This is a genomic window from Catellatospora paridis, from assembly GCF_009720365.1.
GTDB classification, from domain to species: domain Bacteria; phylum Actinomycetota; class Actinomycetes; order Mycobacteriales; family Micromonosporaceae; genus Catellatospora; species Catellatospora paridis.
In genome coordinates this window covers 200,798-226,527 of the sequence record NZ_WBZD01000021.1, presented here as the reverse complement: position 1 = coordinate 226,527, position 25,730 = coordinate 200,798, and the positions used below count along the sequence as shown (strand labels likewise).

The 25,730-nt window shown below is 72.9% G+C and carries 26 protein-coding genes and 1 tRNA gene; 18 read left to right on the top strand and 9 right to left on the bottom strand.

The features are described from left to right. Positions 1–24 precede the first annotated feature (24 nt). Positions 25–1,173, top strand: a complete 1,149-nt coding sequence (locus tag F9C41_RS35030) for an FAD-dependent oxidoreductase (protein WP_155391127.1) — start codon at positions 25–27, stop codon at positions 1,171–1,173. 39 nt (positions 1,174–1,212) lie between these two features. Here F9C41_RS35030 and F9C41_RS35025 read toward each other — a convergent pair whose 3' ends face one another. Continuing rightward, positions 1,213–1,914, bottom strand: coding sequence for an MBL fold metallo-hydrolase (locus F9C41_RS35025; RefSeq protein WP_230690235.1), 702 nt, complete (start codon positions 1,912–1,914; stop codon positions 1,213–1,215). Positions 1,915–2,046: 132 nt separating this feature from the next. Here F9C41_RS35025 and F9C41_RS35020 point away from each other — a divergent pair, with 132 nt between their 5' ends. Further along, positions 2,047–2,361 carry a hypothetical protein gene (locus tag F9C41_RS35020; RefSeq protein WP_155391126.1) on the top strand — a complete coding sequence of 105 codons (315 nt, stop codon included), beginning with the start codon at positions 2,047–2,049 and terminating at the stop codon, positions 2,359–2,361. 9 nt (positions 2,362–2,370) lie between these two features. Here F9C41_RS35020 and F9C41_RS35015 read toward each other — a convergent pair whose 3' ends face one another. Next, positions 2,371–3,009, bottom strand: a complete 639-nt coding sequence (locus F9C41_RS35015; RefSeq protein ID WP_230690234.1) for a DUF47 domain-containing protein — start codon at positions 3,007–3,009, stop codon at positions 2,371–2,373. A 34-nt stretch (positions 3,010–3,043) separates the two neighbouring features. After that, positions 3,044–4,012, bottom strand: coding sequence for an inorganic phosphate transporter (locus F9C41_RS35010; RefSeq protein ID WP_230690233.1), 969 nt, complete (start codon positions 4,010–4,012; stop codon positions 3,044–3,046). Between the two features lie 124 nt (positions 4,013–4,136). Here F9C41_RS35010 and F9C41_RS35005 point away from each other — a divergent pair, with 124 nt between their 5' ends. Continuing rightward, positions 4,137–4,868: a DUF7873 family protein gene (locus F9C41_RS35005; RefSeq protein ID WP_155391125.1), complete on the top strand. Its 732-nt coding sequence runs from the start codon at positions 4,137–4,139 to the stop codon at positions 4,866–4,868. A 22-nt stretch (positions 4,869–4,890) separates the two neighbouring features. Then, positions 4,891–4,978, top strand: a tRNA-OTHER gene (locus F9C41_RS35000). A gap of 269 nt (positions 4,979–5,247) precedes the next feature. Here F9C41_RS35000 and F9C41_RS34995 read toward each other — a convergent pair. The 3 genes from F9C41_RS34995 to F9C41_RS34985 all read right to left on the bottom strand — a co-directional run bounded on the left by F9C41_RS34995 (position 5,248) and on the right by F9C41_RS34985 (position 9,841). Further along, positions 5,248–6,471 carry a right-handed parallel beta-helix repeat-containing protein gene (locus F9C41_RS34995; protein ID WP_230690232.1) on the bottom strand — a complete coding sequence of 408 codons (1,224 nt, stop codon included), beginning with the start codon at positions 6,469–6,471 and terminating at the stop codon, positions 5,248–5,250. 92 nt (positions 6,472–6,563) lie between these two features. After that, a complete protein-coding gene (locus F9C41_RS34990) occupies positions 6,564–8,534 on the bottom strand; it encodes a right-handed parallel beta-helix repeat-containing protein (protein ID WP_230690247.1) in 1,971 nt (656 codons plus the stop codon). Further along, entirely contained in the window at positions 8,534–9,841 is a 1,308-nt protein-coding gene (locus tag F9C41_RS34985) for a glycosyltransferase (protein ID WP_155391124.1), read from the bottom strand. The genes F9C41_RS34990 and F9C41_RS34985 overlap by 1 nt, the downstream gene beginning before the upstream one ends. Positions 9,842–10,068: 227 nt before the next feature. Between F9C41_RS34985 and F9C41_RS34980 the strand changes: the two genes are divergently transcribed. The 3 genes from F9C41_RS34980 (at position 10,069) to F9C41_RS34970 (ending at position 12,053) form a co-directional block, all read left to right on the top strand. Further along, positions 10,069–10,800, top strand: coding sequence for a hypothetical protein (locus tag F9C41_RS34980; protein WP_155391123.1), 732 nt, complete (start codon positions 10,069–10,071; stop codon positions 10,798–10,800). Between the two features lie 32 nt (positions 10,801–10,832). Further along, positions 10,833–11,243, top strand: a complete 411-nt coding sequence (locus F9C41_RS34975; RefSeq protein WP_155391122.1) for an RDD family protein — start codon at positions 10,833–10,835, stop codon at positions 11,241–11,243. Between the two features lie 123 nt (positions 11,244–11,366). Further along, positions 11,367–12,053, top strand: a complete 687-nt coding sequence (locus F9C41_RS34970; RefSeq protein WP_155391121.1) for a M23 family metallopeptidase — start codon at positions 11,367–11,369, stop codon at positions 12,051–12,053. Positions 12,054–12,149: 96 nt separating this feature from the next. Here the strand turns inward: F9C41_RS34970 and F9C41_RS34965 are convergent, their stop codons facing one another. Both F9C41_RS34965 and F9C41_RS34960 read right to left on the bottom strand, forming a co-directional pair. Then, positions 12,150–13,661, bottom strand: coding sequence for an MFS transporter (locus F9C41_RS34965; RefSeq protein ID WP_155391120.1), 1,512 nt, complete (start codon positions 13,659–13,661; stop codon positions 12,150–12,152). A 24-nt stretch (positions 13,662–13,685) separates the two neighbouring features. Continuing rightward, positions 13,686–14,246, bottom strand: coding sequence for a TetR/AcrR family transcriptional regulator (locus F9C41_RS34960; protein WP_196280083.1), 561 nt, complete (start codon positions 14,244–14,246; stop codon positions 13,686–13,688). Between the two features lie 281 nt (positions 14,247–14,527). Between F9C41_RS34960 and sigK the strand changes: the two genes are divergently transcribed. The 10 genes from sigK to F9C41_RS34910 all read left to right on the top strand — a co-directional run bounded on the left by sigK (position 14,528) and on the right by F9C41_RS34910 (position 22,544). Continuing rightward, positions 14,528–15,145 (top strand): ECF RNA polymerase sigma factor SigK, encoded by a 618-nt coding sequence (gene sigK, locus F9C41_RS34955; protein ID WP_373311808.1) that lies wholly within the window; start codon positions 14,528–14,530, stop codon positions 15,143–15,145. Positions 15,146–15,277: 132 nt separating this feature from the next. Then, positions 15,278–16,015: an anti-sigma factor gene (locus tag F9C41_RS34950; RefSeq protein WP_155391118.1), complete on the top strand. Its 738-nt coding sequence runs from the start codon at positions 15,278–15,280 to the stop codon at positions 16,013–16,015. 99 nt (positions 16,016–16,114) lie between these two features. Next, on the top strand, positions 16,115–16,759 hold the full coding sequence (locus F9C41_RS34945) for a fasciclin domain-containing protein (protein WP_155391117.1): 645 nt from the start codon (positions 16,115–16,117) through the stop codon (positions 16,757–16,759). Positions 16,760–16,864: 105 nt separating this feature from the next. Further along, positions 16,865–18,460 carry a molybdopterin-dependent oxidoreductase gene (locus F9C41_RS34940; RefSeq protein ID WP_155391116.1) on the top strand — a complete coding sequence of 532 codons (1,596 nt, stop codon included), beginning with the start codon at positions 16,865–16,867 and terminating at the stop codon, positions 18,458–18,460. Positions 18,461–18,491: 31 nt separating this feature from the next. Beyond that, positions 18,492–18,902 (top strand): ACT domain-containing protein, encoded by a 411-nt coding sequence (locus tag F9C41_RS34935; protein ID WP_155391115.1) that lies wholly within the window; start codon positions 18,492–18,494, stop codon positions 18,900–18,902. Between the two features lie 137 nt (positions 18,903–19,039). Then, the gene (locus tag F9C41_RS34930) at positions 19,040–20,164 is read left to right on the top strand and encodes a sensor histidine kinase (RefSeq protein WP_155391114.1); all 1,125 of its coding nucleotides are present in this window, start codon (positions 19,040–19,042) and stop codon (positions 20,162–20,164) included. Continuing rightward, on the top strand, positions 20,161–20,844 hold the full coding sequence (locus tag F9C41_RS34925; protein ID WP_155391113.1) for a response regulator: 684 nt from the start codon (positions 20,161–20,163) through the stop codon (positions 20,842–20,844). The genes F9C41_RS34930 and F9C41_RS34925 overlap by 4 nt, the downstream gene beginning before the upstream one ends. After that, positions 20,841–21,374, top strand: coding sequence for a hypothetical protein (locus F9C41_RS34920; protein ID WP_155391112.1), 534 nt, complete (start codon positions 20,841–20,843; stop codon positions 21,372–21,374). Before F9C41_RS34925 ends, F9C41_RS34920 begins: the two co-directional genes overlap by 4 nt. 211 nt (positions 21,375–21,585) lie before the next feature. Further along, positions 21,586–21,750, top strand: coding sequence for a hypothetical protein (locus F9C41_RS34915; RefSeq protein WP_155391111.1), 165 nt, complete (start codon positions 21,586–21,588; stop codon positions 21,748–21,750). A gap of 101 nt (positions 21,751–21,851) precedes the next feature. Continuing rightward, positions 21,852–22,544 carry a hypothetical protein gene (locus F9C41_RS34910; protein WP_155391110.1) on the top strand — a complete coding sequence of 231 codons (693 nt, stop codon included), beginning with the start codon at positions 21,852–21,854 and terminating at the stop codon, positions 22,542–22,544. Between the two features lie 14 nt (positions 22,545–22,558). Here the strand turns inward: F9C41_RS34910 and F9C41_RS34905 are convergent, their stop codons facing one another. Beyond that, entirely contained in the window at positions 22,559–23,392 is an 834-nt protein-coding gene (locus F9C41_RS34905; RefSeq protein ID WP_155391109.1) for a hypothetical protein, read from the bottom strand. 223 nt (positions 23,393–23,615) lie between these two features. Between F9C41_RS34905 and F9C41_RS34900 the strand changes: the two genes are divergently transcribed. Further along, complete coding sequence (locus F9C41_RS34900) at positions 23,616–25,664, top strand: Hsp70 family protein (RefSeq protein ID WP_155391108.1); 2,049 nt, start codon at positions 23,616–23,618, stop codon at positions 25,662–25,664. Positions 25,665–25,730: the final 66 nt, after the last annotated feature.

Here is a 25,730-nt window from a genome sequence, read left to right as displayed (position 1 = left end):
ACAAACGTTGACCTGGAGGAAGCCATGTCCACCCCGACCGTCGACGTCCTGATCGTCGGAGCCGGCCCCGCCGGACTCACCGCAGCGGTCGCGCTCACCCAGCGCGGACACACCGTCACCGTCGTCGACACGCAGGCCGAGGGCGCCAACACGTCCCGCGCCGCCGTCGTGCACGCCCGCACCCTGGAGGTGCTCGAGCCGCTCGGCGTCAGCGCCACCCTCGACGCCCGCGGGATCCGCGCGTCGCGGTTCACCATCCGCGACCGCGACCGGCTGCTCGTCGCGGTGCCGTTCGGCGGGCTGCCCACGCCCTTCCCGTACACGCTGATGATCTCCCAAGCGGAGACCGAGGCCGTGCTGCTGGCCCGGCTCAAGGAGCTGGGCGGCACGGTGCTGCGCCCTGCCACGGTGCGCACGGTCACGCAGGACGACACCGAGGTCACCGCGACCCTCGACGACGGGCGGCAGCTCCGCGCGGCCTACCTCATCGGGGCCGACGGCATGCACAGCACAGTCCGCGACAGCACCGGGATCGGCTTCACCGGCGGCGCCTACGCCGAGTCGTTCGCGCTGGCCGACGTCCGCCTCGACGGCGCGGTCGACCGCACCGAGGTCATCCTGTACTTCTCCCCCGCCGGGATGGTCGTCGTCGCTCCGCTGCCCGACGGCACGCACCGCATCGTCGCCACCGTGGACGAAGCGCCCGAACGGCCCGACATCGCGTTCGTGCAGCACCTGCTCGACACCCGCGGGCCGAAGGCGTCACCGGTCGTCGTACGCGAGGTGCTGTGGGGTTCCCGGTTCCGGGTGCACCACCGCGTCGCCGACACGTTCCGCCAGGGCCGGGTGCTGCTGGCCGGCGACGCCGCCCACGTCCACTCCCCGGCCGGCGGCCAGGGCATGAACCTCGGCATCGACGACGCCGCCGCCCTCGGCGACCGGCTCGCCCAGGTCCTCGACGGCGCTTCACCGGACCTGCTCGACGAGTACGCCGCCACGCATCGCGCGCACGCCCACCAGGTCGTCGCGCTGGCAGACCGGCTCACCACCCTGGCGACCGTGCCGGCGGCCTGGCGACCGGCCCGCAACCTGGTGCTCGGGCTGCTCGGCCACAGCACCGCCTTCCAGCGCCGCCTGGCCTGGCAGCTGGCCGGCCTGAACCGCCGCCGGTGAGCCCCACCGCCCGACCGTGCCGGCTGTGCCGAGGGTGAACTAGATCCGCAGGCGCAGGCCCGGCTGGGCCAGGATCACCGGGCAGCCCGCATACCGGGCGGCCTCGTCGAGCAGGCGCCCGTGGTCCAACCAGGAACGCAGGTGCGTCAGCACCAGCAGGCGCGCCCCGGAACGCGCCGCCAGCCGCCCCGCGTCACCGGCGGTGAGGTGCCGCGGCACACCCGTGTCGTCGAACCCCGCACCCTCGGCCAGCAGCACCTCGCAGCCCTGGGCGAGCTTGTCCAACGCCTCGCAGGGCGCGGTGTCGCCGGAGTAGCACAGTGCGTCGCCGACCCGGAACGCGTACGCCTCGATGCCGTGCTCGACCGGCGCGACGGCGACCTCCAGCGGGCCGGAGCGCAGCGGCCCCGACGGCAGCTCGTGGAAGGCGAACTGCGGCGCCGGATGCCGCCAGTTCAGCTCGTCGCGCAGGTTCGCCGGCCCGTACACGTCAAGCGGCGCGGCCCCGACCCGCTGCCGCAGGTAGGCGACCGAGCTGAGATCGGCACAGTGGTCCGCGTGCGCATGGGATATCAGCACCGCGTCCAGCGCCGCCGGATCGCAGTGCCGCTGCAACGGCCCCGCCGCACCCGTGCCCAGGTCCAGCAGCACCGAGTGTCCGTCCTGTTCGACCAGGTAGCAGGACCCGGCACTGTCCGGGCCGGGCACGGACCCGGCACATCCCACGACCGTCAGCAGCATCGTCAACCTCCCCGTAGGTGCCACCATGATGCCGCAAGTCGCGCTGTCACGTGACCGTCGTCATCGTGACCACGTATGGACGATGTCGCACCAACGCCGCACAATGGACCACCCAGCGAAAGGACCTTGATCATGTCCCGGTTCCCTGAGGTCGTCGAGCGCATGGCGATCGACCCCGAGTTCGCCGCGCACGCCCGCGCCAACCCAGACGAGGTCACCGCCGAATACGGGCTGAGCCCAGAGGAGGCCGCCCAGATGCTGGCGTTGACCGACGCCGGCTCGGGTGGCCCGACCGAACTCGACCAGCGCCTGTCCAAGAGCGGTATCGGCAGCGGCGGGCTGGCGGGCCTGCTGGCGGCCGTCGACCGGTCCAAGAAGGACGACGACGACAACGCCACCGACCGGCCGCTGGGCCGCTGGGTCGGGCCGGGCGCGAACGACAAGTGACCCCGGCGGTCACAGGCTGCGTTTGAGCATCGCGTCGGCGAGCGCGTCAGCGCACTCGGCCAGCCGCAGCCCCACCACGTCGAGGCGGCGCAGCAGCTCGCGCTGCTTGAGCACCGGGCCGGTGACCTCGCCGCTGAGCAGTTCGGCCAGGCCCTGGGCGTAGAGGTGGCGGACCCGGCCGGAGCGCTTGTGCGCGGCCAGCGCCGCCTCGGCGGCCTCGGCCGGGCGGTCGACCAGCCGGTCCAGGGCTCGGCGCAGGTCGCGCAGCCCGACGGCGACCTGCTCCAGCATCGCCACCGCGTTGTGGTCCAGGCGCACGCCGTAGAGGTCCGTCTCGCGTACGTAGTCGCGCAGGTGGTCGAGCACGTCGTCGACGGAGCGGGACAGCCGGAACAGGTCCTCGCGGTCGATCGGGGTGGTCAGCGTCGCGGCCAGCTCGGCGACCAGCCGCCCCCGGTGGGCGTCGCCGTCGTGCTCGATCTCGGCGATGCGCAGCCGGGCCAGCGGCGGCTCGATGTCCCCGATGGTGACCGACACCGCCAGCGCCACCCCTTCGAGGGCGGCGTCGATCTGCGCCAGCACGATCGCCAGCACCCGCTTGGGCGCACGCCCCGCGAGATCGTCCAGCACCCGCCGCAGCCTGATCACGGTCGCCACCCCGGTGTCGTCGCGGGCCGGGCGGTCACAGCGTGCTCCGCAGGGCCAGGCCCGCGGCGTAGCCCAGGGCGAGGCTCGCGGGGACGGTGACCAGCCAGGCGGTCAGCACCGGGGTGGCGAACTGCCAGCGGATGCGGCGTACGCCGGTGCTGGCTCCCGCGCCGACCAGGCCCGCGGTGGCGGACTGGGTCATGCTGACGGGCACGCCCATGCCGGCGCTGCCGAACACGGCGGTGGCCGAGGCGAGCCCGGCGGTGACCAGCGTCCACGGACGCTGCGGGGTGAGCCCGCCGGTCACGCCCTGGGCCATGCGCCGCAGGCTCAGCACCGCCCCGGCCGCGAACACCGCCGCCGTCGCGCAGAGCAGCAGCAGCGGCGGGGCCTGCATGCCGGGGGCCCGGTGGGCGACGCCGAGAGCGACGCCGACCACGGCGAACATCTTCTGCCCGTCGTTGGCGGCATAGGCCAGGCTCTGCCCGGCGAACGCGGTGACATGCGCGTACCGCATCGCGCGGGGCAGCCGCGCGGTGGTCGGCAGCCGGCGGGCGGCCAGGCCCAGCAGGTAGCCGAGGCCGCCGCCGAGCAGGGGCGCGAGCGCGGCGACGGCGAGCACGACGGCCAGCGTGGACCAGGCGGGCGGCACGCCGAGCCCGGCGCCGACCCCGGCGAGTCCGCCGAGGACCGCGAGGGTGACGCTGGTCGGCACGCCTCGCCAGGCCAGGGTGAGCACGAGGGCCAGGGCCACGCCGACCCCGGCGAGCACGACCAGGGGTCCGCGGACGCCGCTTGCGTTGACCAGGCGGTCGGTGAAGGTGTGCGCGACGGCCAGGCCGAACAGTGCGGGACCGGCGATGATCGCGGCGAGCAGCACGGCCAGCACTCCGTAGAGCGGCAGTTCCCGCTGGCGCAAGGCCAGGGCGAGCAGGGCCGCGCCGTCGTTGGCGCCGCAGACGAAGACGAACCCGGTGGCCAGCATCGCAAAGCCGATCACCACGGCCGACCACCCCCGACTCCGCCAGGAGTTCACCGTACTTGATCAACAGAGTTCCGGCGGCGGGAATCCGGATTGCCGCCCGCATGGGTGATCCTCTAGCGTCACCCGTCGGGAGGAACACTTCATGGCGAAGCTGAACCAGATCATCGCGGTCGAGAAGGGCATCAAGAGCCGCTCGTTCCAGGACCTGACCGAGGCCCACCACGCCGTGCAGAAGCCGGCGCTGCTGTCGGGCATCTCGCGGACGTATCAGGCCAAGGACGAGGAGGGCGAGCAGCTGCCGCCGGAGTCCACGAAGGTGCAGACCCGCGCCGAGGACGTGCTGCGCCAGATCGGCACGACGCTGACCCGGCTGTTCGACGTGACCGCGACCAAGGACTCGACCAACTGCGTGGCACGCGCCGACGTGACGGTCGACGACCGGGTGCTGCTGTCCGACGTGCCGGTGACCTACCTGCTGTTCCTGGAGAAGCAGCTCACCGACCTGCACACCTTCGTCAAGAAGCTGCCGGTGCTGGACGCCGCCGAGTCGTGGGTGTTCAGTGACTCCGCGGACTGCTGGTCGACGGAGCCGGTGCGCACCATCCGCACCAAGAAGGTGCCCCGCAACCACGTCAAGGCCGAGGCGACCGAGAAGCACCCGGCGCAGGTCGAGGTGTACTACGAGGACATCGCGGTGGGCTACTGGACCACGGTGAAGTTCTCCGGGGCGCTGCCGGCCAAGCGGGTGTCGACGCTGCTGGAGCGGGTGGAGAAGCTGCAGCAGGCGGTCAAGTTCGCCCGCGAGGAGGCCAACAACGCCGAGGCGGTCGACAAGCACGTCGGCGACCGGGTCTTCGGTTACCTGTTCGCCTGACCCATGAACTCCCCGCCGGAGGGCGGGGGGCGCGGAAGCGCAAGCTGAAGCTGAAGTCGAAGCTGAACAACGCGGTCACAGTGTGGGTTCGAGTCCCACCCCCCGCACCACCTGCGGGGGTAGCCCAACATGGCAGAGGCAGCCGCGATCAATCTCAGATTCTCGCTCCAGACTCAGCATTCGCCGCCGATCACCAGATCGACCGCGTACGGGCGAAACCCCCGGGGTGCCGGTTCGAGCCCGGCCCGCACCTCTTCCTGGTGCGGTAGTCCAAACGGCAGAGACACGGGGTCTTCATGCTGACCCGTCCGCTTAAACGTGCTGGTGTGTGCAATTCGGCGGCACTCCGAGGCCCGGGGGAAGGACACTCCCCCGGGCTTCACCATGTCCGGCGGCAGGCCGTGTTGGCCAGGCCTTTCGTAGCGCCCGTGACGGTGTTGTCGCAGGCGACGATGTTCGCGGCGACGGGCGCGAGGTGGAAGCCCCAGCCGGGGCCGTCGACGGCGGCGGTGTTGCGGGTGAACACGTTGCGGTCGCCCCAGCCGTCGGCCACCCGGTGGGTCTGGAAGCCGTCACCGCGCGAATGCCGGCCGGTGTTGCCGCGGATCAGCCAGCCGTTGCCCTTCACGTCCACCCACGAGTCGGCGTACGAGCCGGTCATGGCCGCGCCGTCGAACGTGTTGCCCTCGACGATCCCGCCGGTGGTGCCCTCCTTGACGTCGACGGGCTCGGCGGTCACGGCGCTGATCCGGTTGCCGCGGATCACGTTGCGGTCGCTGCGGTCGGGCTCGCAGGCGGTGACGTCGCACCAGTTGCTCGTCGCGGTACCGATGTAAACGCCCTCGCCGAACTTCGCCCGCCGCAGCCCGGTGTCGCGCACGGTGCTGTGCTGCACCACGTTGTCGGTGCTGTTGGCGCGCAGGTGGATCGCCTCGTCGCCGACGTGTTCCACGGTCAGGCCGGTGAGCACGGCGTGGCTGGTGCGGTCGAGCATGACGCCCTTCTGCCCGTTGCGGACCGTGAACCCGGTCAGCCGCCAGTGATCTGCGCCTTCGAGGTGCAGGGCGTACCCGTGGCCGGTGCCCCCGCCGTCGAGGACCGCGCCGGGGCCACCGCACAGATGCACGGGCTTTCCGGCGGTGCCGGGGGTGGTGACGGCGAAGCGGCCCTCGTACACCCCGTCCTTGAGCCTGATGCTGTCGCCGGGCTCGGCCCGCGACAGGGCGGTGGCCAGCGCGGAGGCGTCACCGACGGCCACCGTGGCAGGCGGGCAGGCGTCCGCGGCCCGGGCAGGAGACCGGCCTGGAGCGCTGCTCGGCGCGGCCGCCGTGTTCGCGTGCGGGCTGCCCGTCGTGGTCGTGGTGCCGGGGGCCGACCCGGCGTCGTGGGAAGGCGACGGGGTCGCACCGGGTCCGGTGGCCGGACCCGGCTGCGGCCCGGCGCAGGCGGCCAGTGCCATCAGCAGCAGGACGAGCGTCCCTGCCAGCAACGACGTCGCGGCGAACGGCAGCGCCCGGGCGAGCCAGCGCCGCCGCGGACGCTGCGCGACACCCGCAGGCTGCGCCCCGAGGCCGTCGGCCAGCGACGGTTCCAGCCGCGCCACCGCCCGCGGTGTCGCCCGACGTCGGCGGGACCACGACCCCGCCCGCCGGTGCCCGGGCCTGCAGACCTCGGGCGTATCAGCCGAGGGTCGACTCACTCGGCCATCACCGGCACCCGGGCCCGGCCGCGGGCGACCTCGCGCGGGCTCGGCCTGCCGTGCTCGTGCCGTCCGCCGGCCGGCTCGCCGCCGTCGTGGGGGAACAGCGGTTTGGTCGCCGCGTACGGGTGGCCGTGGTCGTCGCGGCGGCGGCGGAACGCCAGCACGACGATCAGCAGCAGGATCGCGGTCCACAGCAGCGTCATCGGGCTGGCGTAGTGGCGCACCCGCGCCCAGAGCGTGCTGGTGTCCAGCCAGGCGTCGGTCTGGTTGTCGCGCAGGGTGACCTTGCCCGCGGCCCGGCCGGTGTCCAGCGCACTGGGGCCGATGCCGGTGACCGCGTTGCCCGCGGCGACCGAGCCGCCGACCGCGCCGACGAAGGTGACGCCGTGGCCGTTGGCGTCGTGGATGGTGTTGCCGCGGACCTCGGCGACGGAGTCGCGCACGTACACCCCGGTCTGCGTGGTCTCGATGAGGTTGCCGGTGATGCGGGCCTTGGCGACGCCGTCGCGGATCGCGATCGCCTGGCGGCGCTGGCCTTTGAGCCGGTTGGCGGTGACGGTCAGGTCGCGGGCGCCGAGCCGGGCCACGATGCCCATGTCGCCGCCCTCGACCTGGTTCTCCTGGATGCTGACGGCGATGCCGCCGAGGATCTCGAAGCCGTAGTGGCCGTTGCCCCGGGCGGTGCTGTGCGAGACGGTGTTGGCGCCGTAGCTGGCGGTCGACTGCCCGGACGCCGAGGGGCCGTCGGCGAGCGGCCGGCCGCTGAGGGTGAACCCGTTGCCGCCGTTGCGTTCGGCGGTGGTGTTGGTGATGCGCACCTGCTGGGTGGCGCGGGAGAGCAGGAAGCCGTCGCCGCCGTTGTCCTTCGACACGGTCCGTTCGATGACCGCGTTGGTGGCGAAACGGTGCAGCACGACTCCGTGCTGCAGGCTGTCGCGCACCGTCGTGTCAGTGATCTTGATGCCGTCGGCGCTGGACACGAACAGCCCGTACGCGTTGCCGATGAGCTCGCTGTCGCGGATGGCCCCGGACACGTAGGACAGGCTGGGCACGGTGAACCGGCTGTCCGGGGTGGCGACACGGCCGCCGGACAGGACCCGAACCTCGCCCGGCAGGAGCCGGCCGGGGCTGGCTGCGCCGGGGCCCTCGACCGCGCCGGTGTCGGGCCGGTCCGTGCCGGTCAGGCTCACCCCGCCGGTGCGGCCGCTCCAGAAACCCAGGTGGGACACGCGGGTATGGCTCATCGCGAAGTGCCCGCCGATGGCCCGCAGGTAGGCCCGGCCGTCGCCGACCTCGGTGTCGGGTTTGCCGGTGCGCGGATCCCAGCTGGTCACCCGTACCGGGGCCTGCTTGGTGCCCTCCAGGGTCAGGCCGCCGCCGAACGACACGATCGCCACGAACCCGCTGCTGCGGCTGGCCAGGCGCAGTTCCAGTCCGCCGGGGTGGGCCAGCTTCAGCCGGGCCCCGGAGTTGACGTAGATGTTCTCGGTGAGCAGGTACGCGCCCTGCGGCTGGCGGACGAACGTCTGCGGCGCCAGGCGCAGCAGGTCGTCGACCGTGTACGCGGCCGTGCGCGCGGTCAGCACCAGCGTGTAGCCGCCCGCGGTGTCCAGCCGGTAGGGCTGGTTCCACTTCTGCGTGCTGCTGCCCGGGGCGCGGCTGAGCAGGTCGCGCAGCGGGGCCACCGCGGTGACCGCGCGCACCTGGTTGAGCCACTGGTCCTCGGCGGCGACCAGCGCGGCCTGGCGCTCGGAGTCGGCCGCCGCGGTGTCGGCGGCGGCGGCGTGGGTCGCGGTGCGGGCCGCGGACGGGGGCGCGGCGGCCGCGCCGGGTGCCCCGCCCGCGACGAGCAGCAGCGCGGCCAGTAGGGCGAGCACGGCCGCGGCCCTAGCCGAGCGCCGGAGCGTGGCAGCGGCCGGGCCGCGGCGGCCGGGCGCGGACTCCATGGGGCGGGCCGGCCGCATCACGCCGCCTCCGACGGCACGGCCACGGCCCGCCGACCGGCGGGAGTGGACGGGGACGGGGACGGGGACAGCGTGCTCGCGGCCTGGCCGTCGCCGCCGATCCGGTCGGCGCCGCGGGTGAGCCAGCCCTGCCGGTTCATGGTGGCGAACGCGTACAGCTTGATCGGCAGGGAGATCAGAATGACGACGGCCGCCACCAGCGGCAGCATCAGCAGTTCCCGCGGATGCCGGCGCAGGTGCGACCAGCCGCGGATGCCGCGACCGGCCAGCAGCCAGAACAGCACCACCACCGCGCCGCGCGGGCTCAGCTCCAGCCGGGACAGCAGCAGGTAGCCCAGGGCCATGCCCATGGTCACCGGGGTCAGCAGGATCTGCAGCACGGTGATCTTCGTGACCAGCGGGGTGCGCCACAACCAGCCCTTCCACAACGCGGTCAGGTAACAGCGGTACGAGTTGCGGCTCCAGCGCACGCGCTGCTTCACGAAGGCCGAGAACGTCGCGGGGAACATCGACATCGCCCGGGCCGAGGACTGGTGCACGGTGCGGTAGCCCGAGGCCAGCACCAGCCAGGTCAGCCTGCCGTCGTCGCCGGCCACGCAGCGCCGGCCGAGGAAGAACTCGTTCTCCAGGTGATCCAGCACGGGCAGGACCACCGCCCGCCGGTACGCGGCGGTGCGGCCGGAAAGGCAGGCCACCGCCCCGGCCCGGCCCATCGCCGGGACGTAGTCGTAGTAGCGCAGGTTGACCAGCCAGTCCGCGACGCGCCGCCAGACGCTGGTGGTGCGCTGGTGCACGTTCTGCTGCGTGCCGACGCCGCCGACGGTCGGGTCGGCGAACGGCATCTGCACGGCCGCCAGCAGCCCCCGCTGCCAGCGCGTGTCGGAGTCCACCAGCACGACGAGCTCGCCGCGGGCGGCGCGGATGCCGACGCCGAGCGCCGAGCGCTTGCCGCGGTGGGTGAACGGCAGCACGCGCAGCCGCCGGTCGTCGACGGCGGCCAGCCGCCGCAGCACCTCCGTGTCGCCGACGTCGGGCACGATCACGACCTCGTCGGGGTCCTGGGCGAGCCAGCTGCGCAGGCATTCCAGCAGGATGTCGGGATCCTCGCGATAGGAGGGCACCACCACCGACACCGAGGTGCGGAAGTCGTTGAGGATCGGCCGGTCCAGCCGGGACAGCAGCACCCGGTAGAGCCACAGCCCCCACACGAACGCGCCGGCCAGCCCCAGCGGCATCAGCTCGCGCCACGAGGTCTCGGCGGCCGCGGCGACCAGCCACGACCAGACGCCGTCGAAGATCCGGGACAAGTGCCGCCTCCAGCGTTGCGGCGGGCCGCCGTGGCCCGCTCCACCGCTGTAAACCGGTGCGCGCCCGGAAACGGGCCGCCCCCGTCCGGGCGTTTGTCCCACCGCCGACCGATCGCCGGCCGACGGGCGGGACCGGTGCGCCGGCCGTCGGACGCGAACATCCGCTACCGGCGGGTATTACTTGGGCATTCACCCCGCTATGTGGCTGTCTGGCGTAAATTCATGTTATGACCGATCCCGCGAGGGCGCGGCATGGCGTGCCGGGCCTCGCCCTCGGCGCCGCGATGCTCGTCGCCGAACGACTCCGCAGACTCACCGGCCCGGTCGACCCGGCCGAGCAGGCCCGCATCGAGGACATGCTCACCAGCGGCGTCGAGCCGTCCCCGGCCAGCGCACGCTCCCCGGTCGCCATCGCCGTCGGCCTCACCCAACAGAGCTTCGACCTCGCCGTACGCACCGGAACCCGGGTCGGCGAGGCCACCCGCGACCAGGCCCGGCGGCTGGCCGGCGCGACCCGCGCCGCACTGCCCTCGGCGTCGCCGATCGACACCGCCCGCGACGTCGTCACCGCCGCCGGGCTGCGCGGGCGCGACACCCTCGTCTCCAGCCGCGCCGCCGCGGCCGTCGCGCTGCGCGACACCGTCGACGAGAGCCTGACCTGGGTCGAGAAGTCGATCGTGCCGCGCATGGTGGACAACCTGATGCCGTACCTGATCAACAGTGTGGTGCCGCGGCTCGTCGAGGGAGCCATCCCCGAGATCAGGCGCAAGGTCATCCCCGTCGTGATCGACGACATGACCCGCGACCCGCGGCTCCAGGAACTGATCACCGAGCAGAGCCGCGGCGTGCTCGCCAACGCCACCGACGAGCTGCGCGAAACCTCCGCGACCGCCGACGACCGGATCGAGTCCTCGTTCCGCCGGGTCTTCCACCGCCACAGCGCGAACGGTGATCGGTGACCGCGGCTGGCCAACATCCACCGTATGCAGGCATGGTTTCCCGGATCGCAGGGCTGGCCATCGACGCCGGCCTGCTCGCCGTCGCCTCGTCCTTCGCCGTGTCCGGCGTGCCGGCGGTCTGGTCCGCACTGGCCGGCGAGCCCCCCGGCTGGCTCAAGGCCGCGTCGGCGGTGGTCGCCGCGGTGCTGCCGGTCGTCTACTTCACCGGCTGCTGGTGGATGACCGGCCAGACCCTGGGCGCGCTGCTGTTCGGCACCGTCGTACGCCGCACCGACGGCCGCCACGTCGGGTTCTGCCGCGCCCTGTTGCGCGCGCTCATCGGCCTGGCCATCCCCGTGCTGTGGCTGGTCGGGATGGTCGGCGTGCTCACCGACGACAGGCGCCGCGCCTGGCACGACCGCCTCTTCGGCACCGTCGTCCGCTACGCCGAACGCGGCCCCTGAAACGGAAGGGCAGCTCAGCGTCACGGACGGCCTCCTCGCACGCGCCGCCCCGGCGATGTCGTGGCGGCTGCCGTCGGATTGCGGCGGGCTGCCCGGCCCGACCCGCGGGAGTAGGGTCGGGCGGTGCGTTCCCACCTTGTACCGCTCGGCCTCGTGACCGTCCTGGCGCTCGCCGCATGCGGCGGGGCTGCGGAAAGGCCCGTGTTCACGCCCGCGGCGGCGGCCACGCCCGCGCCGAGCGCGACACCGGACGCCGCACCCTCGCCCTCCCCCGCCGCGTCGCCGCCCGCGGTCCACCACGTGTTCCCCGTGCTGGGCAAGACCTCTTACGGGCGCACCCACCACGACTACCAGGCCACGGACATCATGGCGCCGTGCGGCGCGACCGTCGTCGCGGCCATCGACGGCGTCGTGCTGGAGATCTCGCCGGTGGACCTCTACGACCCGAAGACCGACGACGGCGCGACCCGCGGCGGCAAGGCGGTGTCCGTGCTCGGCGACGACGGCGTGCGCTACTACGGCTCGCACTTCTCCGCGATCGACTCGAAGATCCGCGCCGGGGTACGGGTCACCGCCGGGCAGCAGCTGGGCAAGGTCGGCCGTACCGGCCTGGCCAGCGCCTGCCACCTGCACTTCGGCATGTCCCCGGTGTGCGCCCGCACGGGCGACTGGTGGATCCGCCGTGGCGTGATCTGGCCCTGGCGCTACCTCGACGCGTGGCGCAAGAACACCGCCAAGTCCCCGGTCCCCGAGATCACCACCTGGGAAAGCAAGAACGGCTGCTCCACCAAGCCGCCCAAGGGCGCCTGACACCCCCCATAGATAAACGCTGGCCTATCTGGATGAGAATTCGGCGATCGAACTCATCCAGATAGGCCAGCGTCTATGACAACCGGGGTCGTCGCGTCAGCCGACGTGGACCGCGCCCTCCGTCGGCAGGTCCGACTTGCGGACCTTGATCAGGACCGTGATCACGATCGCGGAGACGACCAGCAGGCCGCCGCCCCAGGCGAACGCCGTCGCGAACCCGTGCACCGCGGCCTCGGCCTGCACGAAGCCCGCCAGCTGCGGGTCCATGCCCGGCTTGAGGTGCTCGGTCGCGTAGTCCGTGGTCGCGTTGAGCGCGAACGTGCTCAGCAGCGCCGCGCCCAGCGAGCCGCCCACCTGCTGGGTGGCGTTCAGGGTGGCGCTGGCCGCACCGGCGTCGTGCTGCGGCACGCCGACCAGCGCGAGGCTGGACAGCGGCACGAACGTGAAGCCCAGGCCCAGACCCAGCACGAGCGCGCCGGGCAGCACGTGGCTGGCGTACCCGGTGGTCACGCCGATCTGGGTGAAGAACAGCATCGCGCCCGCGGCCAGGACCGCACCGGCGATCATCAGCGGCTTGGCGCCGAGCTTGGGCAGCAGCTGGCTGGCGATGCCGGCGGAGATGAACACGCCGCCGGAGATCGGCAGCGAGGCCAGACCGGCCTCGATCGGGGTGTAGCCGAGCACGCCCTGGAAGTAGAAGGTCAGGAAGAAGAACGCGCCCATCAGGCCGGCACCGGTCAGGGTGCTGGACAGGTACGCGCCACCGCGGTTGCGGTCGAGCAGGATGCGCAGCGGCAGCAGCGGGTTCTTCGAGAACTTCTGGATGACCACGAACACGACCAGCAGCAGCAGGCCGCCGCCCATGTAGGCCAGCGCCTCCGGGGAGTCCCAGCCGTGCTCCGGCTCGGCGGCCTTGGTCAGGCCGTACACCAGGGCGACGAGGCCGAGCGTGACCGCGACCGCGCCGGGGATGTCGTAGCGGGTGTTGCCGTGGGCCTTGCTCTCGGGCACGAACGGGATCGCCGCCGCGATGGCGATGACCGCGATCGGGATGTTCACCAGCAGGCACCAGCGCCAGTCGGCGTACTCGGTGAGCACACCGCCCAGCAGCAGGCCGACCGCCGCGCCGCCGCCGGCGATGGCGCCGTACACGGCGAACGCCTTGGCGCGCTCCTTGGCGTCGGTGAACAGCACGGTCAGCAGGGCCAGGCCGGCCGGGGCGAGCAGCGCACCGAACGCGCCCTGCAGGCCGCGCGCGGCGAACAGGCTCGGCCCGTCCCAGGCCAGGCCGCCCAGCGCGGACGCGGCCGCGAAGCCGATCGCACCGGCGATGAAGGTGCGCTTGCGGCCCCAGTAGTCGGCGATACGGCCGCCGAGCAGCAGCAGGCCACCGAAGGTCAGCGTGTACGCGGTGAGCACCCACTGGCGCTCGGCGTCGGAGATGCCGAGGTCGGGCTGCATCTTGGGCAGGGCGATGTTCACGATGGTCGCGTCGAGCACCACCATCAGCTGCGCGATGGCGATGATCGTCAGGGCGAGCCAGCGCCGGGGGTTCGGGGCGGCGGCGGAAGGCTCCGCTGCCTCGGGTCGGGAGACCGTGGTGGTCATCGTCGTGCCTTTCGGTGGGGGTTTTCAGCGGGCCAGGACGGGGAGCAGGACCTCGTCGCAGACCCGGGCCAGGTACTCGTCGTCGAGCGGCCGGCCGTGTCCGAGGTGCCTCGCCATCAGCAGTGCCGTGACGAGGTCGGGGAAAAGGCTGTCGAAGGGCTGCGGCTTGATCTCGCCGCGCTGCACCGCGCGCTCCAGCAGCGCCTCGGTGTGCCGGTGGATCTCGGGATACACCTGGCCGCGGACGATGCCGGCAAGTTCGGGGTCGGTCTGCATCGCGAAGGACAGCGCGTGGATCAGCGGCCCCTCGTCGACCACGCAGCGGGCCGCAGCGGCGAGCAGCTCGATCAGGTCGCCGCGCAGGCTGCCGGTGTCGGCGGGCGTGACGTCCTCGACCTGCTGCTGGCGCAGCACCTGGGCGACGAGGTCGGGCTTTCCCGGCCAGTGCCGGTACAGCGTCGCCTTGCTCATGTGCGCGCGCGACGCGATCGCGTCCATGGTCATCTTGTCGTAGCCGACCTCGCACAGCAGCTCGCGCACGGCGGCGCACAGGGGCGCTCCGGCGGGCACGCGGGCACGGCTCATGACAGGCTCCGGGGGGAAGGGAGATGCGGAACGGTACGGTTCCGTTTCCTGACCATACGCAGATGACCTGGTCAGGCGCGCTCCCCTGAGAGGTGGATCACCTGATCGATGTCGACCTTCACGTGACCGCCGGTTCCTTCCTGTCGCGGTGACGACACGAGGCGGGCGATGATCGCAGTGGGTGGTAGACGAGATCGGACCCATCCGCGGCGGGTTCGGCGCCGAATCATCGGTGATACGCAAGTGACGGGTGAACAGATCCACGCCGGAAGGGCGGAACTGTGAACGGTGACGAACAGCCGTACCAACGGCCCGATCGGCTGTCGAGCGTGCCCGACGTGGCGCCGCCCGCCGACGCCGAGACGCTGCTGCGGGCCGTGGCCCGCGGCGACGAGGCCGCCTTCACCAGGCTCTACGAGCTGGTCGCGCCGCGCGTCTACGGGCTGGCCCGGCGCGTCGTGCGCGACCCGGCGCAGGCCGAGGAGGTCGCGCAGGAGGCGCTGGTCGAGGTGTGGCGCACGGCCAGCCGCTTCGACCCGGCCCGCGGCTCGGCGACCGCGTGGGTCTTCACCATCACCCACCGCCGCGCCGTGGACCGGGTGCGCTCCGAGCAGGCCGCGCTGGACCGGGTGCAGCGGATGGCGCCGGAGGCGACGCAGACGCCCGCCGACGAGGTGGTCGAGCAGGCCACCGCGCGGCTGCAGCGCCAGCAGGTGCGCCGGTGCATCAAGACCCTCACCGACCTGCAGCGCGAGGCGATCACCCTGGCCTACTACGGCGGTTACACCTATCAGCAGGTGGCCCAGTTGCTGGGCGCCGGGCTGCCCACCGTGAAGACCCGCATGCGCGACGGCCTGATCCGGCTGCGCGACTGCCTCGGCGTGGAGGTGTCGGCATGAGCGAGCGGAGCGAGCGAATCATGGGCTCGGTATATGCCGGCGGCGAGCGGAGCGAGGTGTCGGCATGAGCGAGCAGAGCGAGCGAATCATGGGCTCGGTATATGCCGACGGCGAGCGGAGCGAGGTGTCGGCATGAGCGAGATCCACTCCCTGGCCGGTCCGTATGTGCTGCACGCGCTGGACGAGTCCGAGCGCGAGACGTTCATCCAGCACCTGCGCGGGTGCGAGACGTGCGCGGCCGAGGTGGCCGAGCTGAACGAGACCGTGGCGCGGCTGGCCGACGATGCCTGGTCGGTGCCGCCGCCGGCGCTGCGGGAGAACGTGCTGGCCGCGGTGCGGCGCACCCGGCAGATCCCGCCGGCCCGGCCGGTGCGCGTACGGCGCGAGCCCACGCGCTGGTGGCGGCATCCGGCGGCGCTGACCACGGCCGCGTGCCTGCTGGTCGCGGCGCTGGTCGGCGGGGCGACCTGGACGGTGCAGGAGCAGCGGTTGCGCGACGAGCGGGCCACGGCGCAGGCCGCGCAGCAGCAGCTGGCGCGTACGCAGGCGGTGCTGACCGCGCAGGACGCGACGGTGCGCACGTCCACCGTGGCCGGTGGCGGCAAGGTCACCGTGGTGGCCTCACCCAGCCAGGACGCCGCGGTGATCCTGCTGGCCACGCACTCGCCGGGGGCGCAGAAGGCGTACCAGTTCTGGCTGATGGAGGGCACGACGCCGCACTCGGCCGGGGTGCTGGCCGCCGGGCAGGGCACCGCCACGCACCTGGTCAGCGGGGTCAACGCCGCCGACGCGATGGGCCTGACCGTGGAGCCGGCCGGTGGTTCGGCCAGCCCGACACTGCCCATCATTGCTGAGATACCTATGAAATAGAAAAAAACCGACAAAAATCGCGCTAATCGCACCAAACCATGACGGGTTCAGTGTCGAATCACCGGTGGAGGTTTTCACCGGAGGAAAGGAACCACCGTCATGTACGGGAAGAGGAAGCTCACCGCGCTCGCGGCCGTCGCCGCGTTCTCGCTCTCGCTGGCGCTCAGCGCCTGCGGGAGCGAGACCGTGGCGCCGGCCGCGGTGCCGACCGCCCTGCCGACCACGGTCCCGACGGCCCTGCCGTCCATGCCCGCCGGCACCGCCGGCGGCGAGTTCGGACCGGCCTGCGCCAGCATTCCCACCGACCCGGCCAACCCGGGCAGCCTGGAGATGATGGCCCAGCAGCCCGTCGCCACCGCGGCGGCGGCCAACCCGCAGCTGTCCACGCTGGTCGCCGCGATCCAGGCCGGCGACCTGGCCGACACGCTCAACAGCGCCGAGGCCGTCACCGTCTTCGCGCCGACCAACGAGGCATTCGCGAAGATCCCGAAGGCCGACCTGGACAAGGTGCTCGCCGACAAGGACATGCTCAAGAAGATCCTGACCTACCACGTGGTATCCGGAAAGACCGCGCCCGACGCGCTCGCCGGCACCCACAAGACGCTCGAAGGCGCGGACGTCACGGTCACCGGCAGCGGCACCGAATTCAAGGTCAACGACACCGCGATGATCGTCTGCGGCAACATCCAGACCCGCAACGGCGTGGTCTACCTCGTCGACAGCGTGCTCATGCCTCCGTCCTGACCGACGGCGGGAAGGGCGCCTCCGCCGCAGCCGCGGCACGAGCATCGGCTCCGCCAGCCTTCCGCGCGGAAGGCGCCCTTCCCGACTCCTCCAAGGAGGACTCCCATGCGACGTCTCATCCGTCCCGCGCTCAGCGGGCTGCTGGCCGCCGCCGGCGGCATCGCCACCGCCGAACTCGTCGCCTCGCTGGTGCGGCCCGAGTCCTCGCCGCTGGTCGCCATCGGCGGCACCGTCATCGACGCCACCCCGACGCCGGTGAAGGAATTCGCCGTCGCGACCTTCGGCACCAACGACAAACCGCTGCTCATCGGCACCATCCTGGTCGTGCTCGCGGCCCTGGCCGCCGCGGTCGGCGTGCTCGCGGTGCGCCACCGCACCGCCGCACTGCTCGCCATCGGCGCGCTCGGCCTGGTCGGCGCGGCCGCCGCGCTGGCCCGCCCCGGCGCCCGCCCGCTCGACGCCCTGCCCTCCCTGCTCGCCGGAGCGGTCTCCGCCGGACTGCTCGCCTGGCTGGCTCCGAAAGCCGTCACCGCACCCCCGCCCCCATCCCCGGCGTCCGGGACGAGCCCAGCCGCAGGCACGTCCGAACCCGCGACTGCGCCAGAGTCGGGAACACCGCCAGTCCACGAGACGGCGGCCGCACCAGGCCCGACTGGACGGCGCTCGTTCCTCGTCGCGGCCGGGCTGGTGGCACTGGGCACCGCGCTCGCGGGCGGCCTCGCCGCGATCATCCGCCGCACCGGCGCCCAGGCCGCAGACGAGGCCCGCGACGCGATCACCCTGCCCGCTCCGGCCGACGCGGGACCGCCCCCGGAGCAGACACCCGGCTTCTACACGCCCAACCAGGACTTCTACCGCGTCGACATCGCGCTCACCGTGCCGCGCATCGATCCACGCCAGTGGAGCCTGCAGATCACCGGGATGGTCGACCGGCCTGTCGAGCTCAGCTTCGACGACCTGCTCAAGCAGCCGCTGATCGAACGCGACATCACGCTCAACTGCGTGTCCAACGAGGTCGGCGGCCCGTACGTGGGCAACGCGCGCTGGCTCGGGGTGGCGCTCGCACCGCTGCTACGTGCCGCGGGCGTGCAGGCCGGCGCGGACCAGATCGTCGCCCGGGCCGCGGACGGCATCACCATCGGCACCCCGGTCGCCACCGTGCTCGACGGCCGCGACGCGATGCTGGCACTGGGCATGAACGGCCAGCCGCTGCCACCGGAGCACGGGTTCCCGGTCCGCATGCTCACCCCCGGCCTCTACGGCTACGTCGGCGCCGCCAAATGGATCACCTCACTGGAACTGTCGACCTTCAGCAGCTTCGACGCGTACTGGGTGCAGCGCGGCTGGGCCGCGATGGGCCCGGTCAAGACCGCCTCGCGCATCGACCGGCCCAAGGCGTTCGCGCAGCTGGCGGCGGGCACGGTGACCGTCGCCGGGGTCGCCTGGGCCCAGCACCGCGGCATCAGCGCGGTCGAGGTCCAGGTCGACGACACGCCGTGGCAGCAGGCCCGACTGCTGCCCGTGCCGTCCACCGACACCTGGGTGCAGTGGGTCTGGGACTGGCCCGCCACCACCGCCGGCAGCCACACGCTGCGGGTACGTGCCGTCGACGCCACCGGAGCGGTGCAGACCGAGCAGCGGGCCGACCCGTTCCCCGACGGCGCGACAGGTTGGCAGACGCTCGCGGTCACGGTGACCTGAGATGACCCGCGGACCTGACAGGATGGCAGTCGTGACCGGAGAACGCGACCTGGGCGCGCTGCTGCACGGCCTGCAGCCCCAGCGCCACCCGTACGAATACGTCTTCACCACCGTCACGGGCAAGGTCCCGCCGGGGGTGCACCCGGTCGTCATGGTCGCCGAGCCGGAGGGCACCACGCTGGTGGTGATGCGGGCCGAGGCCGACGCGGCCGGGCTGCCCTACGACTTCGTCGCCGCGTGGATCACCCTGCGGGTGCACTCGGCACTGGACGCCGTCGGGCTGACCGCAGCCGTCTCCACCGCCCTGGCCGACGTCGGCATCAGCTGCAACGTGGTGGCCGGATACTTCCACGACCACCTGTTCGTCGGCTGCGCCGACGCCGACCAGGCGATGGCCGTGCTGGCCGGCCTGGCCACCGCCACTCGCCCGATCCCCGCCTGAACCTCGGCAAGGCCGAGGCGATCACCGCATGCAGCCCCGGCTGCGACTGAACACCCGCGCCTACTCCCCGGGGAGTAGGCGCGTTCACTCCCGCCGTGCGACGACGGGGCACCCCCGCCGCGCCTAGCGTGGTGACCATGACCTGGGAACACCCTCAACGAGTCCGGGGCCGCCGATTCCTCCCCGTGCTCATCGCCCTGATTCAGATGGTCGGGGTGACCTTCGCCGCGACAGTTGCCGGCAGCCACAACGATGTGGTCGCACCCCGCGCGCTCGACTGGTTCGGCTACGCCCTGCTGGCCGGGTCCGCCGCCGCGATGTGGCTGGCCCGCGTGCACGTGTACGCCGCCCTCGCCACGGTCAGCGCCCTCACCCTGGCCTACGTCGCACTCGGTTATCCATGGGGCCCGTTCTTCCTCGCCTTCCTGTTCAGCCTGATCGCCGCCGTGGTGCTCGGGCACCGGGCCGCGGCCTGGGTCACCGCCGGGCTCGGGTACGCCCTGCTCGTGCTCGTCGGCTGGCGGCTGCGCGAGCAGGCCCTGCTGTCCTGGCACTGGGTCGTGGTCGCGGGCGTGCTCGTCGGGGTGCTGCTCATCGCGCAGGTGATGCGCAGCAACCGCGACCGGATGCTGGAGCTGCGCCGCCGCCGGGTCGGCGACGAGCGGCTGCGCATCGCCCGCGAGGTGCACGACGTCGTCGCCCACCACATCTCCCTGATCAACGTGCAGGCCGGGGTCGCGCTGCACCTGCTCGACGACGACCCGGAGCAGGCCCGCACGGCGCTCGCCGCGATCAAGACGGCCAGCCGGGACACCCTGCGCGAGCTGCGCGCGACCCTCGGCGTGCTGCGCGGCGTCGACGAGCAGGCACCCCGCAGCCCTGCGCCGAGCATCGACCGGCTCGACGAGCTGGTCGAGCGGTTCGCCGGGGCCGGGCTGCGGGTCGACGTCCGGGTCACCGGCACACCCCGCGAGCTGCCCACGTCCGTGGATCTGGCGGCGTACCGGATCGTGCAGGAGTCGCTGACCAACGTGCACCGCCACGCCGGGGTCGACCACGCGCAGGTGACGATCGGCTACGACGCCGACGAGCTGGTCGTCGACGTCACCGACCGGGGCCGCGGCGGAGACACCGCCGACGGCAACGGCCTGTCCGGGATCCGCGAACGGGTCGCCTCGCTGGGCGGTACGGTCGCGATCGGACCGCGTGCCGAGGGCGGGTTCACCGTCTGCGCGGTCCTGCCCACCGGGAGCGAATCATGATCACCGTCTTGCTGGTCGACGACCAGGCGCTGGTCCGCGCCGGATTCCGGGCCCTGCTGTCCGCGCAGGACGACATCACCGTGGTGGGCGAGGCCGGCGACGGCGAGGAGGGCGTACGCCAGACCGCCGCGCTGCGCCCCGACGTCGTGCTCATGGACATCCGCATGCCGCGCCTGGACGGCATCGAGGCCACCCGCCGCATCGCCGCCGACCCGGCGCTGGCCGACGTCAAGGTGGTCATCCTGACCACGTTCGACCTCGACGAGTACGTGTTCGACGCGCTGCGCGACGGGGCCAGCGGCTTCCTGGTCAAGGACACCGAACCCGCCGACCTGATCCAGGCGGTACGGGTGGTCGCCCGCGGCGACGCGCTGCTGTCCCCCGGCGTCACCCGGCGGCTCATCGCCGAGTACGCCCAGCGCTCGCGGCGGCCCAGGGACTCCGGCCGGCTGGCCGCGCTGGACGCGCTCACCGACCGCGAGCGCGAGGTGATGGCCCTGGTCGCCGCCGGGCTGTCCAACGACGAGATCGCCGAACGGCTGTTCGTCAGCCCGGCCACCGCCAAGACCCACGTCAGCCGCGCCATGGTGAAACTCGGCGCGCGCGACCGCGCCCACCTGGTCGTCGAGGCGTACGAGACGGGCCTGGTCCGGCCCGGCTGGACAGGAGACAACCCGTGACCGCCACCGCCACCCCCGTCCGGCGCACCCCGCGCACGCGGCCCGGCCCGCCGCGGCTGCCCCGCAACGCCCGCCGCCTCCTGCTCACCGCGCACGTCGTCACGTCCGTCGGCTGGCTCGGCGTCGCCTACGCGCTGCTCGTCATGGCACTGAGCGCGCAGGCGTCCGCCGACCCGGGCACCCGCGTGGCGACGTACGCCCTGATGCTGTCCTTCGACAACGCCGCGATGCTGCCCCTTGGCCTGGCCGCCCTGGTCACCGGCGTGATCCTGGGCGTGGGCAGCCACTGGGGCGTGCTCCGCCACTGGTGGGTCGCCGTCAAACTCGTCCTCAACATCGCCGTGCTGGTCGTCCCGATGCTGACCCGCCACCCCGCCCTGGTGGACGCCGTCGACACCGCCCGCGCCGGCCTGCTCACCGAGCCCGCCCAACAGGTCCTCGACGGCTCCATCGCCTCGGTCGTCGTCCTGACCGTCGCCACCGTGCTGTCCGTCTACAAACCGTGGGGCAAGACCGGCGCTCCCATCTGAGGCGTGAGCCGCACCGGACAGCACAAGTGGTGATCACTTCCTACGATGTGGCGATGTCCACCACCGAGTCCCCTGTACCGGACGAGGCTGCGACACGCTCGCCGCGGCGTTCGCCATCGCCTGGCTGGTTCCCCCGACCACGTCGGCACCCGCCGGCCCGAGCGGCCTGCTGGTCGTCGTCTACGGCGACGGCCGGGAGATCTGCGGTGACGTGAAAGGCATCGACGCCGGATTCGTGGTGGTCACGGTGACGGAACCCGAAAAGGTCACCGGGAACCTCACCGTGCACACACCGTATGTAAGAGACTTCATGCTCCGGGCGGACTCGGTGGTCTCCATGCGGGGAGCCGACGAGTGCGAAAGGCCCTACGACTGACCGGCGTCCGTCACGGCGTCACCGGCAGACCCGATCCCGCCGACGAAGGCGAGCCGGAAACGGCAGGAGAGCGTGCCGCTGTCTCGCCTACCATCGCCGCCATGCACCCCGATCTGCACGCGGCCGTAACGGAGCTCTACGCCGTGTTCGCGCGGCACCCGCGTGCCGAGCGCATCGGCTACTGCGGCCACTGCGTGAACGACGCGGAGGCCCTGGTCCTGCAGCGGGTGCCGCTGCGCCGGCTGACCGCGGGCGACCTGGAACGCTTCACCTTCAAGCTGCTGTCCACCTGGGGCGATGAAGCCGATCTCCGGCACTTCCTGCCGCGCATCCTGGAGCTGTTCGCCACCGGCGAGCAGCGCGACGGCCACCTGCTGACCAAGACGCTGAGCAACGTCCGCTACCACGGGACGGCCTGGGCACCGGACGAGCTGGCGGCGGTCGAAGGCTACCTGCTGGCGCTGATGCGGCAGGTCCTCACCGACCGCGACTCCCCTCTCCGGATCACCGCGCTGCTGGAGGGCGCCGCCGAGAACGGGCACACGGTCAAGCCGTATCTGGCCGTCTGGGCGGACGAGCCCGGCGAGGCGGCGACGCTGCGGCTGGCTTACCTCATCGACGACTTCGGCTGGACCTTCTCCCGCGACGACCGCTACCACCGGGAGGTCCGGGCCTGGCTGCGCACCGGCACTCCCGCCGGCAGGCTGGAGGCGGCATTTCTGGCGACCGACGACCCGGAGGCGGCGGACTGGTTCGGCCAGGCGCTGGAGCAGCTCGAATTTTTGACCACCTGACGTGACGCACCCGGTCACGCCCACAGGTAGAGGCCGCAGCCGTCGCTCAAGTACGGAGCCGCCCAGGTGAAGAAGTCCTCCAGCCACGGGTCGTGGACCTCCCCGGCGGGCTCTCCCACCGGCGGAGGCATGGGCAGCCGCAGTGAGCGCGGGCCCGTGCGGTTGACCTCGACGATCGCCGCGGCCAGCGACCGGCGGTAGGCGCACAGACCCGCCCGGACGGGTCCCAGGTCCGCCGGCGTCGGTGCCTCGTCGTCGCCGGTCGGCGCCGGACCGGGTTCGGGAACCGGCGGCGGCGCCGGGATCCCGGCGAGGCGGTCCCGGGCGGCCAGGAACTCCTGCGACGTCGCCCGGGCCACCGGTCGCGCACCCGCCAACGCCACCGCGTCCAGCGACGCCCGTCGGCAGGCGGCCAGCTCTCGGCGCTCGTCCCAGAGGCGCAGCCGGTCCAGGTAGGAGTCCAGCCGACCGGCCGTGACCTCGGCGTACCACCAACGCCAGCGGGCAAACTCGGCCCCGGCCTGCGCCGGGCCGAGGCTCGACCACGCGGCGTCCCGCCACGAGGGCGGGAGCAGCGGATTCGCGCCGATCACGGCCACCCGGAACGACGGCCACCCGGCCCCGTCCACCGGCAGGTCCACCACGTCGCGGAGATCCTCGTCGGCCCGCCGCCACGCGTCGGCGGCGTCCCGCCCGGCAGAGACGGCATCATTCGCGCACGGCTCGGCCGCGCCGCCCGGAGACCAGCCCGTGGCCAGGAACGCCGCCCGCTGCGCGGCGATGCGGCGCGCCAGCTCGGCGGCCGTCATCCCGGCACGCGGCCGCATCGGCACCCAGTCGCTGCCCACCGGGGCAATGTAGACCAGCCCGCACCGTCGCCGCCGGGCATACCCGAGCGCCCCGGAGCAGTGGTGGGATCCGCAATGCGGGCGGTCTGGCGCACAGATCGTTAACCCGGACACGCGAACGGTTAACTCGCCTGCAACAGCCGGTCGTTAGCATCGGCGACCATCAACGCGGCTGACGACGGCGTCACTTCGGGTCGCTTCGAGGCAAACTCGGGAGTTCGCTATGGCACAGCACCTCCTGGTAGTCGACTTCGGCACGTACCAGACCACGGCGGCACTCGTCACCGGGGCGCAGGTCCATCCGGTGCCGTGCCCGGTGACGGGCGCGCTCAGCTGGCCCTCGGCGGTCTGCCTCGACGGGAGCGACCTGCTGGTAGGCACGGCCGCGGTGCACCGGCGCGAGGCGATTCCCCGCTGGTTCGCCGCCGGGCCGCGGCAGTCGCTGGACAGCGGCGAGCCGGTCCGGCTGGGCGACCGGCAGGCCTCCGCCCCGGAGGTGCTGGCCGTGTTCCTGCGTACGCTGCATGCGGAGGCCGAGCGCCGGTTCGGCGTCACCGTCGACCGGCTGGCGCTGACCGTGCCGGCCGCCTACGCCCCGCACGACGGGCGTCGCGAAGCGCTCATCGCGCTGGCCGCCGACGCCGGTTTCCCCGACGTCGAACTGGTCGCCGACGCCACCGCGGCGGTCATGGACCCGCACACCCACGGCGACCTGCCGGACGGCGCGCTGGTGCTGGTCTGCGATCTGGGTGCGTCGTGGACGGTGTCGCTGGCCCGGATACAGGACGAGCGCCCGCAGGTGCTGGCGCACGAGACCTCGGGCAGCGGCCAGGACTTCGACCTGCTGCTCGTCAACGACCTGCGGGCGGTGCTGCACGACTGGCTGACCCCGGCGCTGCAGTCGGGCGGCGACACCGGGCTGCACGCGCGGTATGCGGCAGGCGACTTCGTGCGCTCCGTCAAGCACCGGCTGGCCGACACAGACGAGGTGGTGGACCGGATGACGCCGCACGCCCCGCCGTACCGGCTGAACCGGGGCGGGCTGGACCGGCTGGCCGAGCCGGCGCTGCGATGGCTCGTGGCGAGCTGCCGGGCGGTGGTCGCCCGGTCCGGGTTCGGGCTGGCCGACGTGAGCGGCGTGCTGCTGGTCGGCGGCGCGTCGCGGCTGCCCGCGGCCCGCGCGGTGCTGCACGCCGAGCTGGGCCGCCCGGTGCGGCACCCGGCGGAGCCGGAGTACGCGGTGATCCGCGGGGCGGCGCGCTGGGCCGGGCGGGTCGCCGCACGGCGGGTGCCGGCCACCATCGCGTCGTGGCGGATGGAGCCGCTGAGCTGGGACCTGCCCGACGGCCGGGCCCGCCTGGTGCGCTGGCTGGTCGCCGAGGGCGGGCAGTACGGCCCCGGGGCGGCGCTGGCGCAGGTGCGCACCGCCGACGACCGGGTGTACGACCTGACCGCGCAGCGTGAAGGCATCCTCATGGAGCACCGTGTCGCGGCCGGGGCGGTGTTGACCTCGGACACCGTCGCGGCGGTGGCGCGTTCGGCGAAGCTGCTCAGCGGCGACCGGGCCGCCAAGCGGCACCAGCTGCGGGTGGACGGGGACTGGCTGCTCACCCCCGACCACGAGCTGCTGGTGGAGTGCGAGCGCTCCGGGGCGTACGTGCGCATGCGGTCCATCGCCAACGGCGCGGTCGTCAACGAAGTGCGCCCGAAGCAGCGCGCCGGCGACGGCAGCGGCAAGGTGTTCGTCGGGCCCGGCGGCCGGCTGGCGCTGGTCTCCTGGAGCACCGGCGGGCAGTTCAGTGTGTGGGACGTGGCCAGCGGGCACCTGACCAGCAGCTTCCAGGCGGCGTCGAACAACAAGCCGGTGAAGGTGCTGGTGCACGAGGGCCAGTGGCGGCTGATCGCCGAAGCGGACCGCAAGGTCCACGTCGGACGGTACGTGCGTGACGTGGCGACGATGTGGGACCTGGGCACGGGCACGGTCGTCGAGGAGATGGTCGGCGAGGACCTGCACCGCCGCTACGACGGTTACACCGAGCACAGCCCGCACGACGGCTTCGCGCCGCAGTGCGACAGCCCCGACGGGCGGCTGCGTGCCGGGACCGCGGGCACCGCGGTGTGGCTGCACGAGTCCGGCACCGACGAGGAGGTGTTCCGCACCGACATCGCGGCCGCGCGCTCGGTGCGCACCGCCTTCAGCGCCGACGGCCACCACCTGCTGGCCCGCTGGTCCACCGCCGACACCACCTGCGTGGACGTCTGGCAGGTCTGACCTTCACCCCTTGCGGCAACTCTTGAAGACTCGCGCCCTCAGCCGCTGGGCGAAGGCGCGAGTCTT

Coding starts and splice junctions, on each gene's coding strand:
- F9C41_RS35030 (WP_155391127.1), top strand. CDS start 25: ATGTCCACCCCGACCGTCGACGTCCTGATCGTCGGAGCCGGCCCCGCC.
- F9C41_RS35025 (WP_230690235.1), bottom strand. CDS start 1,914: ATGCTGCTGACGGTCGTGGGATGTGCCGGGTCCGTGCCCGGCCCGGAC.
- F9C41_RS35020 (WP_155391126.1), top strand. CDS start 2,047: ATGTCCCGGTTCCCTGAGGTCGTCGAGCGCATGGCGATCGACCCCGAG.
- F9C41_RS35005 (WP_155391125.1), top strand. CDS start 4,137: ATGGCGAAGCTGAACCAGATCATCGCGGTCGAGAAGGGCATCAAGAGC.
- F9C41_RS34990 (WP_230690247.1), bottom strand. CDS start 8,534: ATGCGGCCGGCCCGCCCCATGGAGTCCGCGCCCGGCCGCCGCGGCCCG.
- F9C41_RS34980 (WP_155391123.1), top strand. CDS start 10,069: ATGACCGATCCCGCGAGGGCGCGGCATGGCGTGCCGGGCCTCGCCCTC.
- F9C41_RS34975 (WP_155391122.1), top strand. CDS start 10,833: ATGGTTTCCCGGATCGCAGGGCTGGCCATCGACGCCGGCCTGCTCGCC.
- F9C41_RS34965 (WP_155391120.1), bottom strand. CDS start 13,661: ATGACCACCACGGTCTCCCGACCCGAGGCAGCGGAGCCTTCCGCCGCC.
- F9C41_RS34960 (WP_196280083.1), bottom strand. CDS start 14,246: ATGAGCCGTGCCCGCGTGCCCGCCGGAGCGCCCCTGTGCGCCGCCGTG.
- F9C41_RS34950 (WP_155391118.1), top strand. CDS start 15,278: ATGAGCGAGATCCACTCCCTGGCCGGTCCGTATGTGCTGCACGCGCTG.
- F9C41_RS34945 (WP_155391117.1), top strand. CDS start 16,115: ATGTACGGGAAGAGGAAGCTCACCGCGCTCGCGGCCGTCGCCGCGTTC.
- F9C41_RS34940 (WP_155391116.1), top strand. CDS start 16,865: ATGCGACGTCTCATCCGTCCCGCGCTCAGCGGGCTGCTGGCCGCCGCC.
- F9C41_RS34930 (WP_155391114.1), top strand. CDS start 19,040: ATGACCTGGGAACACCCTCAACGAGTCCGGGGCCGCCGATTCCTCCCC.
- F9C41_RS34925 (WP_155391113.1), top strand. CDS start 20,161: ATGATCACCGTCTTGCTGGTCGACGACCAGGCGCTGGTCCGCGCCGGA.
- F9C41_RS34910 (WP_155391110.1), top strand. CDS start 21,852: ATGCACCCCGATCTGCACGCGGCCGTAACGGAGCTCTACGCCGTGTTC.
- F9C41_RS34900 (WP_155391108.1), top strand. CDS start 23,616: ATGGCACAGCACCTCCTGGTAGTCGACTTCGGCACGTACCAGACCACG.